Source organism: Streptomyces sp. NBC_01689 (genome assembly GCF_036250675.1).
GTDB lineage: Bacteria > Actinomycetota > Actinomycetes > Streptomycetales > Streptomycetaceae > Streptomyces.
Genome location: NZ_CP109592.1, coordinates 207545 through 223194, shown reverse-complemented (window position 1 = coordinate 223194; position 15650 = coordinate 207545). Strand labels below are relative to the sequence as shown.

The following is a 15650-nucleotide window of genomic DNA, read 5'->3' as shown; positions in this document are numbered from 1 at the left end:
CCGGCCGGTCCGCCGGGGCCCCGCCTGACGGCGGACGACGGCCGACTGCCTTCCCACACGGAGGTTGGCTCCTCCCACCGACGCTACGACCCCACCGGGAGATCCACCACTCGCACGGACCACCACCAGGCGTGGAACGGTTCGCCCCGCGCACCGGCCCCCGCCACGGCGCCGCGGGACACCCCGCGACGGCCACGGCGGGGATGATGGCCGGCATGCACATCCGTATCGACGCCGTCGACCTGCCGGGCCGCACCTGCCCGGCACCCGCAGACGCCGCGTTCCCCGCGTACCGCAACATCCATGTCGCCGTGCAACGCCGTGACCGGCCCGCCGAACTCCTCGACCCGCAGCCCGGTGACGCCCCGTCCGCGACCTGGACCCTGCCGTGCACGGCGACCGCCTCGCCGGCCGGCACCCATGTCCAAGGCCCCTACGTCCAGGACCGCCTGGGCCGCCGGTTCGTCTACCTGTCGTGGGGCACCGTCGACGAGCCGGGCGTCTTCACGATGTTCCGCCGCGCCAAGCTGATGCTCGACGCCGTACCCCCGGAGGTGCTCGCGGCCGCCGCGCGCGAAGGCCTCCTCGTCGGACGCCTCGGCCTCAGCGACGCGCACGGCCACCCCTTGTGCGCACGTGTCGAACCTCCGCACATCACCTGGACCGCCGGCCCCGCCCAACCCGCGGAAGAAGAGCGGCACATGAGGGCCCCGGGCGCCACGACCGGGTGACGGCGCCGCCGCGGCGGCACCGGAGGCAGCGGCCCGCTCATGACATGGGTGTCGACGGGTCCGGGCCCGGCGCGGGCAGGACGATGCCGACCGGCGCGGACCGGCCGCGCGGGCAGGGCTGCGCATGCCTTCGTGTCAGTCGGTGGCCGGGGTCTTCTGCTCCGCGGCGGGCTGCTTCGCGGAGCCGTCGACCGCACCGGTCCCGGCCGCCGTGTAGTACACCGACGTGCCCTGCTTGCTGCGCTGGGCGCGGCCCTTGGCGACCAGCCCCTCCACCGTGGTGCGCACGACCGTGGCCTTGATGCCGCGCTCGGGGTGGGACTCGGAGAGCGTGGTGGTGATCTCCGCGGCGGACCGCGGCTCGGACTGCCGGCTCAGGTGGTCGTGGATGAGCTCGACCAGGGTGGGCTTGCCCGCGGCTTCCGGCGCCTTCGCGGCGGCCTTCGGTGTCGCGGCCTTGGCCGGGGTGGCCTTGGACGAGGCGGCCTTCACCGGGGTCGCCTTGGACGAAGCCGCCTTGGCCGGGGCGTCCTTGACCGGGGTGGCCTTGGCCGAGACGGTCTTGGCCGGGGCGGTCTTGGTGGACGCCGCCTTGGCGGGGGCGGCCTTGGCCGGTGCGGCCTGCTGCTTGGCGGGCTTGGCCTTGGACTTGGGCCCGGCGGTGGTCTGCCGCGGCACCGAGGGCACCGCCGCGGCGGGCCCGGCCGCCTTCTCCCCGGCGCCGGGCGCGTCGTCACCCAGGGTCCGCTGCAGGTTGACCAGCAGGGCCTGGTCGCGCCGCAGCGCCTCCAACAGCTCCTGCAAAGACGTCACCTCGGCGCTGATACGTTCCTGTTCCTTGGTGTTGCGCTCGAGGTCCGCGGTGAGCTGGGCCGAGTACTGCGACTGAAGTCCGGTGGTCTCCGAGTGGACTTGGGCCATGACAGTTCCTTCTTTCCGTGATGTCTGAATCGGTCCTGAGGGCGGATGGTACCTGCATCATCTGGCCATGATCCTGTGCGTGTTCGGGCTCCCACGCACCGGCCGCCTTCCAAGGATGCCTGCTCGGGGCCCACATGACATCAAGGACGACCACATGTGAGTGGCACCACCGGCCCACATCGAAGGTGTCTCATTCCCCTCATCAGTACGAGACATCCCCCGCGGAACCAGCCCCGCGCGGACCATGGCCGATACCGGCCGCAGCGATGTGCGGCAGGCGGACACACCAATTCCCCTCCGTTCCGGGGCCGCTGAGATCGGCCACGTCGTAGGAGGCACAGTCCCAGACAACAGGGCACGACAACGGGGAGAACAGCGGAACTCACCCGAACGGCACCCCGCCCGTGGACCGGCCCGCCGAGGTCACCCGCCGCCGCGACCCACCACCGTCCCCGCCGCGACCCACCACCGTCCCGGCCGCGCCCGTCACACGGCGGACTGAAAACCGGCGCCCCACACCTGCCGCAGTGTGTCGCAGACCTCACCCACGGAGGCTCCGCACGCCAGCGCCCGCTTCATCGGGTGCAGGACGTTGTCACCGCCCTCCGCCGCCTTGCGCACCGCGATGAGCGCGTCGTCGACCCGGTCCGCGCACCGCCATGCGCGCAGTTTGGCCAGCCGCTCGGTCTGCCGCTGTTCGGCGACCGGGTCGAGCCGGACCGTCTCGTACGGCCCGTCCCCCTCGAGGCGGCGCCGGCCATGGTGGGCGACGCGCTCGATCTCGTCCTTCTGGAAGCCCTGGCCGAGGGCGGCGACCGCACCGCCCAGCTCCTCCACCCGCAGCATCAGTTCCAGCGCCGCGGCCTCCACGGCCTCGACGGTCCTCGCCCCGGCCCGGCCGCCCGCGATCGCGCGCACGCCGGGAGCGGGCCCGTACCCGAGTCCGCCGCCGAGCACCGCGGCCAGACCCCGCACGGCCCTGCGCACCGGCATGCGCGACGAGGGACCGCGCGCCCCGAACCGCTCACCCAGCACCCGCGACCAGAGGCGCCGGGCCGCACGCAGGACGGCGAGCTCCTCCAGGAGCGTGGCCCGCGCGCCGAAGAGGAACGACAGCCGCGGCGCGAAGTCGTCCACGTCCATCCCGTACGCGACCGCCGTCCGCACGTACTCGACACCCTCGGCGAGAGTGAAGGCGACCTCCTGGGCGGGCGTGGCTCCCGCCTCCGCCAGCGCGCGCCCCGAGACGGAGAGCGTGTGCCACCCGGGCAACTGCGCACGGCAGTAGGCGAAAAGGTCCCCGGCCAGCCGCAGTGAGGCCTCCGGCGGGAAGACATGCCGGTCCCGCACGGCGTACTCCGTCACCACGTCGTGGTGGAGTGTGCCGGTCAACCGGTCGGCGCGCAGGCCCTGTTCCTCGGCGACCAGCTGGTACAGCAGCAGGAGCACGGCGGCCGGCGCGCCGGCCGCCATCGACGTCGACACCCGCTCCAGGGGGACCCCGGTGAACAGCACCCGCATGTCGTCGAGGGAGTCGACCGCCACGCCCGCCCGGCCGACCTCCCCGCTCGCGAGCGGGGAGTCCGAGTCCAGCCCCAGCCGCGTGGGTACGTCGAAGACGACCGACAGCTCCGTCGTGCCGTGCGCGACCAGCCGCCGGAAGTAGGCGTTGGACTCACCCGCGCCACGCAGACCGGCGGACCGCTGCGTCGTCCAGGGGCAGACGGTGAACATCGATGTGCGTCCCTCCGAAAGGCCCGTCGTACCGCGGGAGCGCCGCGGGTCGTCATGGTGGGGGCAGCGGCTAAAGCCGGGGCAGGGCGCCCGCCACCGCGAGGACCTGCCGAAACCCGCCGACGGCGTGACAGGGACGGCATCCCGGTACTTCCTGCCGTGCAGTCACTGGCCATCGCGCGCCGGACTCGTGCGGGGCATATGCGTTCCTAGACTGCGGGAACGTGGAGGGAATGCGACCGGGAGGGCGGGCCCATGATGCTCCTGCACCGCGACGACGAACGCGCACGACTCGACAAGGCACTGCGCGCCTGCAGCGACGGCACCGCCCAGCTGGTGCTGGTGGAGGGGGCGCCCGGCTGCGGCAAGACACGGTTCCTGCAGTACGCCGCCGACCTCGCCGCCGGCCGCGGACTCACCGTGCTGCGCGCCGCCGCCGACCCCGGCGCCCGCCGCGAGGACCACGCCCTGCTGCGCCGCCTCGCCGCCTGCCTCACCGGGGACCTGCCCCGGACCCCGCCCGCACCGGACGAGACGGCGGCCGGCTTCGCCGCCCTGCTGCGTACCGCCTGCGCGAACGGCCCGGTCCTCCTGTGCGTCGACGACCTGCAACACGCCGACCGCGCCTCGCTCGCCGAACTGCTGCGCCTCACCCACACCCTGCACGAGGCGCCCCTGCTGACGGTGCTCGCCCAGTCCCCGTACCACCGCACGGACGGATTCGGCCTGCACACCGAACTCCTGCGCCACCAGGGCTTCGTCCGCATCCCGCTGGGCCGCCTGGACGCCGCGGGCACCGCCGAACTGGCCCGCTTCTGGGGCACCCCGGTACCCGACGACGCCATCACCTCCCTGCACGCGCTCAGCGGCGGCAACCCCCTGCTGATCCGCGCCCTGCTGGCCGAGACGGACACCCCCGCCGGCCGGCCCGGCTGGCCGGAGCCCGAACCCGGCGGCCCCTTCACCGAGGCGTTCGCGACCTGCGTGCAGCGCTGCGGCCCCGCCGCCCGCCGGCTGGCCGCCGCCCTCGCCGTGCTGGGCCCGCAGGCCGACGCGCAGCGCGCGGCCCGGCTCGCCCGGCTCGGCACCGACGCCGCCGCCCGCGCGGGCAACGCCCTGGACGCCGCCGGACTCGTCACCGGCGCCCGGCTGCGCCACCCCGCGGCCGAGTCCGCGGTCCTGGGCATGCTCTCCTCCGAACAACGCCGGTCGATGCACCGCAACGCCGCCCGCGTCCTGCACCACGCCCTGGCCGAACCCGTCCTGGTGGCAGGCCAGTTACTCGCCGCCGGCACCGCCACGCACACCTGGGAGATCCAGGCCCTGCGGGACGCGGCCCGCCAGGAGCCCTTCTCGCCCGCCGACCCGGACGGCGCACCGACCTTCCTGCGCCTGGCCCGCTCCGGCTGCCCCGACGAACCCACCCGCCTGCGCATCACCCTGCAACTCGCGGCGCACACCTGGCGCCTGCACCCGGCCGCGGCCCACCACCTCCTCGACGAACCGCAGACCGCCCTGCGCGCAGGACAGCTGTCCTGCGCCGACGCGGGATGGCTGGCCCGGCTGCTGGCGGCCCAGGGCCGCATCGAGGAGGCCGACGAGGTCCTGGCCCGGGCGGCCGGGGACGTCCGCCCGCCGCGCGACAGCGTGCCCAGCCGGCCCCACGCCCAGTGCCCGGTCACCCACGAACGCCCCACCGCACCGGTCACCCGCGCCGCCGCACTGTGGCTGAGCGTGGGCGCCCGCGAGGACGTACCGGCCGCCGAACGGCTGCTGAGCGACACCCCCCTGACCCCGGCCACCTACGAGTCCCTGGCGCGGGCCCTGCGCACCCTGGTCCAGCACCGGCCGCAGCGGGCCGTGACCTGGTGCGGCCGGCTCGGCGAGGAGATCTCCGCCCGCAACGCGCCCGGCTGGCAGGCCGCCTTCGCCACCGCGCACGCCGAGTCCTTGCTGCGGCTCGGCGACCTCGCCGGTGCCCGGCGGGAGGCGACAGGCGCCCTCGAACACCTCGCCGGCCGCGGCGGCCCCTTCCTCCTCGCCCCGCTCGCCCTGCTGGTTCAGGCCCTCACCGAGCAGGGCGAGTACGCCACGGCCGCCCTGCACCTGCACCCCACCCTGCCCGGCGAGCCGTACTCCACCGTGCACGCCCTCGCCTTCCTGCGCGCCCGCGGGCGCCACCACCTGGCCACCGGACGCCCCCAGGCGGCCCTGGAGGAGTTCCTGGAAGCGGGCCGCGCCGCCGGCCGCTGGGCGACCGACCAGCCCGAACTGCTGCCCTGGCGCACCGACGCGGCGGAGGCCCTGCTCCTGCTCGGGCGCCTCGGCGAGGCACAGGCCCTGGTCGCCGACCAGCTCGCCCTGCCCGCGGCCACCGGGGCGCGGGTGCGCGGGGTGACCCTGCGCCTCAGCGCGGCCACCGCCGAGCCCCGGCGCCGTGTCGAACTGCTGGGCAACGCGGTCGACGAACTCCGCGACTACGGGGACCGCCTCGAACTCGCCCGCGCCCTGGCCGACCTGGGCAGCGCGCTGCGGCTCAACGGCGAGGGGGCCCGGGCGGGGACGATCACCCGGCGGGCCTGGCAACTGGCGGGTGACTGCGGCGCGGTGCCGCTGCGCGAGCGGATACGGCCCGTCGACGGACCGGAGCGTGCCGAGCGTCCCGTCCGCAGCCGGGACGCCGCCCGGCTGAGCGGTTCGGAGGAACGGGTGGCCGCCCTCGCCGCCCAGGGGCACACCAACCGGGAGATCGCGGTCAAGCTCTTCGTCAGCCCCAGCACGGTCGAGCGCCACCTCACCTGCGTCTACCGCAAGCTCGGCATCTCCCGCCGCCAGGACCTGCCCTCGGACCTGCGCACCCGGACGTTCGAACAGGCCGGTCACTGAAGAGGCCCGCACGGGCCCGGTGACGGCACGGCCGCCGGGCACACGCATCCGCCCGCCGGACACACATCGACCGGGCACACGGCCTGCGGACACGTTGCCCGGGCACACGGCCTGCGGACACGTTGCCCGGGCACATGGCTCCCGGACACATGGCATCCGGGCACACATCGCGGGGGCGCACCCGACCGGCACCCATCCGCGGGCCGCACACTCACCGGGCCACACGGCCACACGGCCGCGGGTCACATGGCCGCAGGGTCACAGGCCAGCGGGCGGCACGCCGACGACCCGAACTCGCCTCCGGTGAAGCGCAGTTCGAGGTACCCGCGGCGGAACACCCGCGCACCCCGGAGGAGGAACCCGGGGCGGGACGGAACGGCCGTGCGGGAGCGGACATATGGGGGGCGGACACACGGGGACATGGGCACGGGGGGAGAGGACACAGGAGGAACGGACACAGGGGAGTGGACACCGTAGGAGAGCGGACCGGGCTCATCCTGGGGCAGGAGATCCTCGACGGTCCGCCGCACACCGTGGCCGCGTGTCCACCGCCTCCGGCACGGCACGGTACCGCCGCGGGGGTGCGATGTTCCCGGGTTCCTGGCCGGTGACGGCCAGGAACCCGGCGGGAGCATCCAGCTCATGGGGGGGGGCAGGCTGGACCAGGCGGTTCGGTCGCGCTACGGCTGTTCGGTCGGGCTACTTGATGAACTCCGGCGGCACACGCGGCGGCCAGTGTCCCACCGTCAGCATGCCCAGGGAGTGGGCGCGGGCGACGAGGGCGGCCCGGTTGGGAGCCTTGAGCTTCCGCAGCATGAGACCGACGTGGTACTCGACGCCCTGCCGGCTGAGGTAGAGGCGCGCGGCGAGCTGCACGGTGGAGGCTCCGGCGGCGACACCCTCCAGGACCTGCGCGTCCAGCTTGCTCAGCAGCCGCTCGGGGGAGTGGACGGCCGGCTCCTCGGCGGCCGCGCCCTCCTGGTCCGGGCGTACTTGGACAACGATGCCGGCGAGCCCGCCGGTGGTGTCGTGGACCGCGATTCCGGTGAGACCGGCGGAGAACACACGTCCCGAGTCACCGAGTCCGATCATCCGCTCGTCGAAGCGGTTGCACCGGCCTTCCGACAGGCGCGTGAAGTGCCGGTCGAGATAGGACGGGGAGCTCGGGTGGAGCAGTTCGTACAGGCTGCGGCCGCAGGTGTCGGCCGAGGTACGTCCGAACCGGCGGGAGAAGTCGGGCTCGGCCGCGACGATGCGCCGTTCGGGATTGAGGTGGGCGGTGTAGGTGCGCCGGCCGGCCGCGGACGCCGAACGGGCGGCGTAGGCGTACCGGTGTCCGGCCGCGGGGTGCGAGGTGGTCGACCGGTCGTTGGTGAGCTGGACATCCGTGATGCTAGTGGTCATGACGAGATACCGGCTTTCTGTATCCAAGTGCGGGACAGCGCATGCCTCGTTGCACGGCCGGCTTTCACACAACGCCGGGCGATCGCCGGGAATCCGTGCGCGGCGGTTGGGGCGTGGGGATCCCGTCCGCGCCGCCGCCGACGTGCTCGTGATCCCCTCGGCGTGCGGGCGGTCGTGCCGCGATCCCCGTGAGCTCCGCGATCTCCTCGATCGGCTGGATCTCTTCGTTTCCTCCTGAACGGGAAGTGACCTGTCCTACTGCACCACCGGCCGCTTGCGCCTGTGTTGTGTGCGGCATGGGGGATCTCTGTGGCAGCCCGGCGGGGGCCCGCCGGAGGCCGCGGAGGAGGGCTCGCGAGGCCGGTTCTGTGCGCTCGGCCGTGCGCTCGGCGGGCCGGGGCGCCGGGCGCCGTGTCCCGGGGTGCGTCGCCGGCCGTCACCCCGGGCGGGGCGGAGCAGAGGGAACATCAAAGGGCCGCGAAGTCCCGCGAAGTCCCGCGAAGCGGCGCGCGCCCGCGTCACGGGGAAGGCCGTCGTTCCTGACCGGCAGGGATCAGCTGGCCGGGTCCGACCGCGGCGCGGCTTCCGCGTCGGACGTCGCCCTGGCCGGGGAAGCCGGCACACCGGCAGCACGCCGGCCCGGCGGCACCCGGACCTCAAGACCGATTGTGCCGCTTCCCGCGCTTGTCGGGACCGGGTCGTGTGTCGCGAACGCCCCGGCCGCCGGTCCCGCGGGGGTTCCGATTCGTATCAGTCGAGGGCGTGGCTGCGGCCGGTCTGCAGGATTTCGTCGGAGAGCTCGGGTTCGACGTGGTGTACGGCGCGGGCGAGCATCAGCGCGCCGACCATTTCGCTGAGCAGGCGGATGGCTCTGAGGCGGGCCTCGGCCGGGTCGGGCTCGTGGCCTTTGTCCTCGGCTTCGCGCAGGAGCTCGGAGGTGAAGCCGGTGAGGTATCCCTCGACGCCTTCGGCGTACGCGCTCTGCACGGCTTCGCTGTGCCGTCCGGCGTCGGTGGCCAGGGAGACGGAGGGGCAGCCGCCGTCCGGGTCGTCGCGGTGCGCGGCGGACAGATAGTCGGCCACGACCCGCTCCAGCGGAGAGCCGGCCTGGCCCGGACCGTCCTCGATCGCCTGGGCCAGGACCCCGAGCGAGATGGCGTAGGAGGCGCTGCACACCTCCACGGCCAGGTCGTTCTTGGAGGCGAAGTGGTTGTAGAAGCCGCCGTGGGTGAGTCCGGCTTCCTTCATCAGCTCGGCGATGCCGACCGCGTCGATGCCCTGTGAGCGGAACATGCGGCTCGCCGCTTCGAGGATGTTCTGCCGGTTGCGGGCCTTGTCCTGCTTGGTGATCCGCGGCATGGCCGTCCTCTCGCACGCTCTCGATTTGACCTTTTTAAGGATGTCTATCATCATAGCAAGAGTTCTAATGACGCCCATCATTAATACTTCGCGGAAGGGGAGCGCCATGCGCGCCATCGCCTACGACCGGCACGGCCGAGCCGGGCAGGTACTGCGCCTGAGCGAGCAGCCGGCCCCGGCGGGGCCCGCGGCCGGGCAGGTGCGGGTGCGGGTGCTGTCCCGGCCGGTCCACCCCGGCGACCTGGCGGGAGTGGAGGGCTTTCCGGGCGCGCCGCGGCAGCGGTTCGCCACGCCACGGATTCCCGGCTTGGAGGGAATGGGCGTCATCGAGACCGTCGGCGACGGTGTGCGGGAGCTGCGCGCCGGTCAGCGGGTGGCGTTCTTCCCGGTGCCGGGCGCGTGGAGCGAACTCGTCACGGCGCCGGCCGATCTCGTGGTGCCGGTTCCCGAGGGCGTCGGCGACGAGACCGCGGCTTTGATGCTGGTCAACCCGCTGACCCTGCTCTCCTTGCTGCGGGCGGTCGAGGACGCCCAGCACGGCCAGGCCGGTCCGGTGGTGCAGACGGCCGCCGGTTCGTCGGTGGGAAAGCTGGTCGGCGCCGCGGCACTCAGGCACGGCATCCCGCTGGTCAACCTGGTACGCAGCGCCACGGGGGCGCAGGCCCTGCGGCAGCGCTTCCCCGGACTGCCGACCATCTCCACGGCAGACGCGGACTGGCGCACTCAGGTCAAGGACGCGACCGGCGGCCGGGGCGCCCAGGTCGTACTGGACGCGGTGGGCGGATCCCTGACCGGTGAGCTGGCCGGACTGCTCACCGACGGCGGAACACTGATCGCCTATGGAGGCCTCGGTTCCGGCAGCACGCCGCTGGAGTCGCTCGCGCTGACCCCGCGGGCCCTGACCGTACGGGGCACGTCCGTCCTCCAGTGGATGACCACCCGCACGCCCGAGGAACGGGCCGAGGACGTCGCCTTCGCCGCCCTTCTGGCCGCGACCGCCCCGGAACTCTTCGAGGTCGCCGCCGGCTACGACCTCGCCGACTTCGCGCAGGCCGTCGACCATGCCCGCCGCCCCGGCAAGAGCGGAACCGTCCTGCTCACCAGCCCCGCACCCTGAACCCCACGAAGGACACCGCCATGAAGATCGGAACCCTCGGCGCCGGAACCGTCGCCCGGGCCATCGCCCGCCACGCCGTGGCCCACGGCCACCAGGTCGTACTGAGCAACAGCCGCGGCCCCGCCTCCCTGGCCGGCCTCGCCGACGAACTCGGACCGCTCGCCCACGCCGGCACCACGGAGGAAGCCGCCGCGGCGGAACTCGTCGTGCTCGCGGTCGGCTGGCCCCAGATCCCGGACGCGGTAACCGGCCTGCCACCCTTCGACGGGCGCGTCGTCATCGACACCACCAACCAGTTCGCCTCCCCGCCGCCGCCCATGAAGATCGCCGACCTGGGCGAGCTGACCGGCAGCGAACACGTCGCCTCACTGCTGCCCGGAGCCCGCGTCGTCAAGGCGTTCAACACCCTCTACGGCCAGTACATCGCCGCCGACCCGCGCCACCGGGCCGGACGCCAGGTGCTGTTCCTCGCCGGTGACGACGCCGGCGCCAAGACCACCGTCAAGGACCTCACCGCCGCCTTCGGTTTCGCCCCCGTGGACCTCGGCTCCCTGCGCGAGGGCGGACGTCTCATGCAACTCGGCGGCCCGCTCTCCGGCCTCCACGCCCTCAAACAGGACTGAGCCGGGCCCTCGCCCGTTCCTCGCTCTCCTCCTCATCCACCCCCCAGCTCAAGGAAGTTGCTCATGACCACCACCCAGCCCCTGCTGCAGCCCGTCCGTCTCGGCGCTCTGGAACTCGCCAACAGCGTCGTCATGGCCCCCATGACCCGCGCCCGAGCCCAGAACGCCGAGCTGGCACCCACAGACCTGCACGCGACCTACTACGCGCAGCGCGCCGGCGCCGGCCTGATCGTCACCGAGGGAACCTGGGTCAACGCCGACGGGGTCGGTATGATCCACGTGCCCGGCATCTACACCGACACGCAGACCGCCGGCTGGGCGAAGGTCACCGAAGCCGTCCACGAGGCCGGCGGGCGGATCGTCTCCCAGTTCGGCCACCTCGGCGCGGCCTCCCACCCCGACCACCTCGGCGGCCGCGTGCCCGCCGGACCCTCGGCCGTCAACCCCGGCGAGAAGTCCTTCACCCCCTCCGGCCCGAAGGACACCGTCACCCCGCGCGCCTACACCGCCGCCGAGATCGCCGCCACCGTCGCCGACTACCGCCGCGCGGCCGAGAACGCCCGCCGCGCCGGCTTCGACGGCGTGGAAATCCACGCCCAGCAGTCCCACCTGATCCCGCAGTTTCTCAACCCGCGTCTCAACCAGCGCACCGACGCCTACGGAGGCAGCAGCGAGAAGCGGGCCCAGTTCCTCCTCGACATCCTCGACGCCGTCGGTGACGTGTGGGGCAGCGACCGCGTCAGTGTGAAGATGTCCCCGACCTGGGACAACGGAGGCACGTTCATCGCGGACGAGGAGGCACTCGCCGACTACGACCAGCTGCTCAAGAAGCTCAACGACAGCAACCTGGCCTACCTGCACCTCCTGGGCACCCCCGGCACCATCGAGGAGCGCGTCGCCCTCTTCTCCCGCTACCGCGCCCACTACCAGGGCAACATCGTCGCCAACCTCGGCTTCACCCAGGCCCTCGGCAACGAGATCCTCGACCACGGGATCGTCAACGCGGTCTCCTTCGCCGAACCCTTCATCGCCAACCCCGACCTGGTCGAGCGCTTCGCGCAGGGCCACCCGCTGGCCGACAGCGACCGGGACACCTACTACGCCGGTCAGGCCGAGGGCTACACCGACTACCCCGCCTTCACCGCCAACTGAGCGAAAGAAGACCTCCGTGAGCGGCAACGTCCGGGCATGAGGACCGGCCTCACGGAACTCGCGCAGCCGGCGGTGGACGCTCTGTGCCGTCATGCGTCAACCGTGGACTCCGGGCCGTCGGTCCTGACCGGCAGGGATCAGACGGCCGGGTCCGACCGCGGCGCGGCTTCCGCGTCGGACGTGAACGTGATGCCGAGCCGGCAGTCCAGCGCGGAGGCGATGCGCTCCAGCAGCGCCAGAGTGGGCTGGTCCCGCCCGGATTCGATACGGGAGATCGCCGCTTGGCCGGTGCCGGCGAGCTCGGCCAGGCGTGCCTGGGACATGCTTCGCTGCCGGCGCCAGAAGCGCACCAGGTCCGCGGCGTCGCTCATCGTCCGGTGTCCGGGCTGTAGCGCGGCAGAACTGCCGTGTCGATCTTCCAGGCGCCGACCGTGATCGCCTCCGGGAACGTGTAGTGCTGCCTGTTGTCGTAGGAGGCCACGCCGGCCCGCCGCACGGGCGCCCAGTGGTGGACAGCGCTTCCGTCCCGAGGGTCGACGATGAGGTAGTGCGGCACCCCCATGGCCGGATAGTCGCGCAGTTTGCCCTCATAGTCATTGCTGGGGTTGGAACGGGAGACGATCTCGATCACCAGGTGGCAGCGGCGGGGATCGATCGCGTCGCTGTCGGCGGTGGCCTCTTCCTCGTCGACCACGACAAGGTCCGGGACGCGCAGGATGCCGAGTGCGGCGTCCTCCATGTCGGTTTCGAGCATGAGGACCAGGTCCGGGTCCAGCTGTGGGTCCAATTGGACACGCAAACGGTGAGCGACCAGCTGATGCTGCTTCTTGGGACTCATCATCATGAGCAGCTGGCCGTGACTGATCTCCGGCCAGGCCAGTGGCTCGGGCTTGTCGAAGGCCTCACGGAACTCTCGCAGGTGGTGGTAGATGCTCTGTTCCGTCATCCATCAACCGTACATGATGAAATCGTCATGTACGGCGTGACTCCAGGCCGCCGGTCCCGTCCCGGACCGGCGCGTGCGGGGTGGCGGGTGCGCTCAGTTGGCGCAGGGGGCCAGGCGCCACACTCCGGGGCGTACCTCCGACCAGCCGGCGGGGCGGTGGCCCTGGCCCTGGACACGGTCGAGCCAGCGCCGCGCGTAGGACTCCAGGCGCGGGTCGCGCAGGGTCGTCGCAAGGCCCAGGCAGTCGGCGAAGTGCGCCTCGGCCGCGTGCGCCCCGACGTTCTCCAGGGCCAGCAGGCCCAGTACCCGGTGGGCCTCGTAGCGGCCCCGGGGGTCGTCGGCCACCGCGTCGAGCGCGGGGGACAGCAGGGCCGCGGCCTCCTCCAGGCCGCCCGCGTCGAGCTGCAGGTCGGCCAGGCCGACCAGGGCCCGGCCGCGTTCGGTGGCGGCCGCGGCCGCGTCGGCCGTCAGCAGTGCCCGCTCGTAGAACTCGCCGGCTTCGGTGAGCTGCCGCCGCTGCCAGGCCAGGTCGCCCAGCGAGCGCAGCAGCCGGGCCTCGGCGCCGAGGTCCTCCTGGTGGCGCGCCGCCTCCAGCGCCAGGGCGTGGCAGGTCTCCCAGGTGTCCCAGGCCGCCCGGGCCTCCAGGAAACCGGTCATGGCGTCGGCGAGTTCCACCGTCTGCGCCCACAGGCCCGCCGCGTGACACCGTCGTACGACGTCCACCAGTCCGTCCTGCCGGCGGCTGAACAGCTCCAGCGGATGGATCCCGCACTTCTCGGTGCGGCCGTCGGCGTCGCGCAGCTGTCCGGTGAACTCCTTCGCCAGTCTGGCGGTGGCCGCCCGCGCCTCCGCGGCCGGGCTCTCCGAGGCCAGGCACTCCAGGGCCAGCAGCCGCCACAGCGGATGCATCCGGTGGTGCGTGCCGTGTTCCGGGCCGCCCGCCACCCGGCGCAGCAGCTGCGCGGCGACCAGGGCGTTCAGCAGCTCACCGGTCTTGGCCACGTCCTCCCCGAGGACCGCGGCGGCCGTGCGGGTGTCGAAGGGGCCCACGGGCACGAGCCCCAGCAGGCGGAAGGCGCGCCGCAGCACCGGTTCCGTCTCCTCGTAGCAGGAGCGCAGCCGGTCGTGGAAACCCGGTGCGGCGGCGCTCAGTTCGGCCAGCCGCCGCTGTTCGCCGCGCAGCCGGGCGGCCAGCATCTCCGGGCCCCAGTTGGGGCGGGAGGCCAGCCGTGCCGCGGCGGCCCGCAGGGCCAGCGGCAGTCCCTCGCACAGTGCGGCGATCTCCCGGACCGGTGTCTCGCCGCCGTGCTGCGGGATCAGCCGGCCGGCCGCCGCGGTGAACAGCCGGCGGGCCTCGTCCTGGGGCAGGACGTCCAGTTCCAGCACCCGGTCGGTCACCCCCTCCGGCACCCGCCGGCAGGTGACCAGCGCGGTGCTGCCCGCCGTGGCCGGCAGCAACGCCCGTATGCGGTCGAGGGATTCGGCGCCGTCCAGGATGAGCAGGATCCGCCGGTCGGCGGTCAGCCGGTCCAGGACGCGGCGCAGTCCGGCGACGTCGGCGGGCAGCGGCTTGTCCACCCCGAGCCGCTGCAGCAGGCGGGTCAGCAGTTCGGCCGGGTCGGCCGGGCGCGGACCGCCCAGTTCGAGGAAGACCCGGCCGTCGGGGAAGAGGTCGCCCAGCTCGTGGCCGGCCGCGACGGCCAGCGCCGTCTTGCCGACCCCGGCCGCGCCGGCGACGGCCGCGCAGCCGCCGGCCGGGATGTCGCGCAACAGGGCGCCCAGCCGGTCCAGTTCGTCGGAGCGGCCGACGAACACCGGGTCGCGCGGGGGCAGCCGGTCCGGTGTCCGGCCGGGCAGCGGGACCTGCCCGAGGTGGGTCTCCGGCGGGGTCGCGGGCCCGGTGTCCTGCGGCGCGCTCTCCTCGGCGGCCCGGGGCAGCGGCGCGGGGTGCAGCAGTTCCGTGTCGCCCGACAGGATCCGCTGGTGGAGCAGTTGCAGCGGCTGACCCGGTTCGATGGCGAGTTCCGCGACGAGAGTCTGGCGCAGCTGCGCGAAGATCCTTAACGCCTCCGCCTGCCGCCCGGCCCGGTACAGGGCCGTCATCAGCAGCATGTGGAACTCCTCGCGCATCGGCATCTCGGCCACGGCGGAGTGGAGTTCACCGATCAGCCGCTGATGGTGACCGAGCCGCAGCTCGGCACGCATGCGCTGCTCCAGGGCGGCGGCGCGGACCTCGGCCAGCCGCACCGCGGTCCGCGCCAGCAGCGCGCCGTGCGGGGTGTCGGAGGCCAGCGGGGCACGCCACAGCTGCAGCGCGCGGCGCTGCAGGTCCGCGGCGGCGGCGTGGTCGCCGCGCTGCAGTGCCTTCTGGCCGTTGTGGTGCAGTTCCTCGAACACCGTCAGATCCAGCTGCGCGGGATCCAGGTGCAGCGCGTACCCGGGCGGACGGGTGACCAGCGCGTCCCGCCCGTACTCCGGGTCGGCGGTGTGCAGCAGCTTGCGCAGCTGCGAGACGTAGACCTGCAGGGTGGTCGTCGCGGTGCGCGGCGGGTGCTCGCCCCACAACTCGTCGATGAGACTGTCCACCGAGACGATCTCGTTCGCCCTGACCAGCAACGTCGCGAGCACCGCACGGATCTTGGCCGCCCGGGGCCGGACCGGTTCGGCCGCCGCGGACGAGGTGATCTCCAGCGGACCCAGAATCCGAAAACGCATGTTCCCACCCTCTTCTCCCCGTCGCACGGGCCGGCGGGACCGGACGGCCGACGCGCGCCGGA

12 protein-coding genes are annotated in these 15650 nt (G+C 73.5%); 5 read left to right on the top strand and 7 right to left on the bottom strand.

All coding sequences use genetic code 11. The annotated features are described in order from the left end of the window. The first annotated feature begins 203 nt into the window (after window positions 1-203). Window positions 204-731 carry a DUF5990 family protein gene (locus OG776_RS00550; protein WP_329323618.1) on the top strand — a complete coding sequence of 176 codons (528 nt, stop codon included), beginning with the start codon at window positions 204-206 and terminating at the stop codon, window positions 729-731. A 135-nt stretch (window positions 732-866) separates the two neighbouring features. Here OG776_RS00550 and OG776_RS00545 read toward each other — a convergent pair whose 3' ends face one another. Next, a complete protein-coding gene (locus OG776_RS00545; RefSeq protein WP_329318081.1) occupies window positions 867-1652 on the bottom strand; it encodes a hypothetical protein in 786 nt (261 codons plus the stop codon). Between the two features lie 486 nt (window positions 1653-2138). Continuing rightward, a complete protein-coding gene (locus OG776_RS00540) occupies window positions 2139-3551 on the bottom strand; it encodes a methylmalonyl-CoA mutase family protein (RefSeq protein WP_443077342.1) in 1413 nt (470 codons plus the stop codon). Between the two features lie 90 nt (window positions 3552-3641). On the opposite strand from OG776_RS00540, the gene OG776_RS00535 reads away from it, so the two are divergent. Beyond that, a complete protein-coding gene (locus tag OG776_RS00535; protein WP_329318079.1) occupies window positions 3642-6272 on the top strand; it encodes a helix-turn-helix transcriptional regulator in 2631 nt (876 codons plus the stop codon). A 699-nt stretch (window positions 6273-6971) separates the two neighbouring features. Here OG776_RS00535 and OG776_RS00530 read toward each other — a convergent pair. Together OG776_RS00530 and OG776_RS00525 are read right to left on the bottom strand one after the other, a co-directional pair. Beyond that, window positions 6972-7676, bottom strand: coding sequence for a helix-turn-helix transcriptional regulator (locus OG776_RS00530; protein ID WP_148014252.1), 705 nt, complete (start codon window positions 7674-7676; stop codon window positions 6972-6974). A 750-nt stretch (window positions 7677-8426) separates the two neighbouring features. Continuing rightward, window positions 8427-9035: a TetR/AcrR family transcriptional regulator gene (locus OG776_RS00525; protein ID WP_148014278.1), complete on the bottom strand. Its 609-nt coding sequence runs from the start codon at window positions 9033-9035 to the stop codon at window positions 8427-8429. A 106-nt stretch (window positions 9036-9141) separates the two neighbouring features. On the opposite strand from OG776_RS00525, the gene OG776_RS00520 reads away from it, so the two are divergent. The 3 genes from OG776_RS00520 to OG776_RS00510 all read left to right on the top strand — a co-directional run bounded on the left by OG776_RS00520 (window position 9142) and on the right by OG776_RS00510 (window position 11927). Next, a complete protein-coding gene (locus tag OG776_RS00520; RefSeq protein ID WP_148014251.1) occupies window positions 9142-10152 on the top strand; it encodes an alcohol dehydrogenase catalytic domain-containing protein in 1011 nt (336 codons plus the stop codon). 20 nt (window positions 10153-10172) lie between these two features. Continuing rightward, on the top strand, window positions 10173-10775 hold the full coding sequence (locus OG776_RS00515) for an NADPH-dependent F420 reductase (protein ID WP_148014250.1): 603 nt from the start codon (window positions 10173-10175) through the stop codon (window positions 10773-10775). Between the two features lie 63 nt (window positions 10776-10838). Beyond that, window positions 10839-11927: an alkene reductase gene (locus OG776_RS00510; protein ID WP_148014249.1), complete on the top strand. Its 1089-nt coding sequence runs from the start codon at window positions 10839-10841 to the stop codon at window positions 11925-11927. A 137-nt stretch (window positions 11928-12064) separates the two neighbouring features. Here OG776_RS00510 and OG776_RS00505 read toward each other — a convergent pair whose 3' ends face one another. From OG776_RS00505 to OG776_RS00495, 3 genes are all read right to left on the bottom strand, one after another. Continuing rightward, entirely contained in the window at window positions 12065-12298 is a 234-nt protein-coding gene (locus tag OG776_RS00505; RefSeq protein ID WP_148014248.1) for a helix-turn-helix domain-containing protein, read from the bottom strand. Continuing rightward, the gene (locus OG776_RS00500; protein ID WP_148014247.1) at window positions 12295-12873 is read right to left on the bottom strand and encodes a Uma2 family endonuclease; all 579 of its coding nucleotides are present in this window, start codon (window positions 12871-12873) and stop codon (window positions 12295-12297) included. The genes OG776_RS00505 and OG776_RS00500 overlap by 4 nt, the downstream gene beginning before the upstream one ends. 93 nt (window positions 12874-12966) lie before the next feature. Further along, window positions 12967-15588 (bottom strand): AfsR/SARP family transcriptional regulator, encoded by a 2622-nt coding sequence (locus tag OG776_RS00495; RefSeq protein ID WP_148014246.1) that lies wholly within the window; start codon window positions 15586-15588, stop codon window positions 12967-12969. Window positions 15589-15650: the final 62 nt, after the last annotated feature.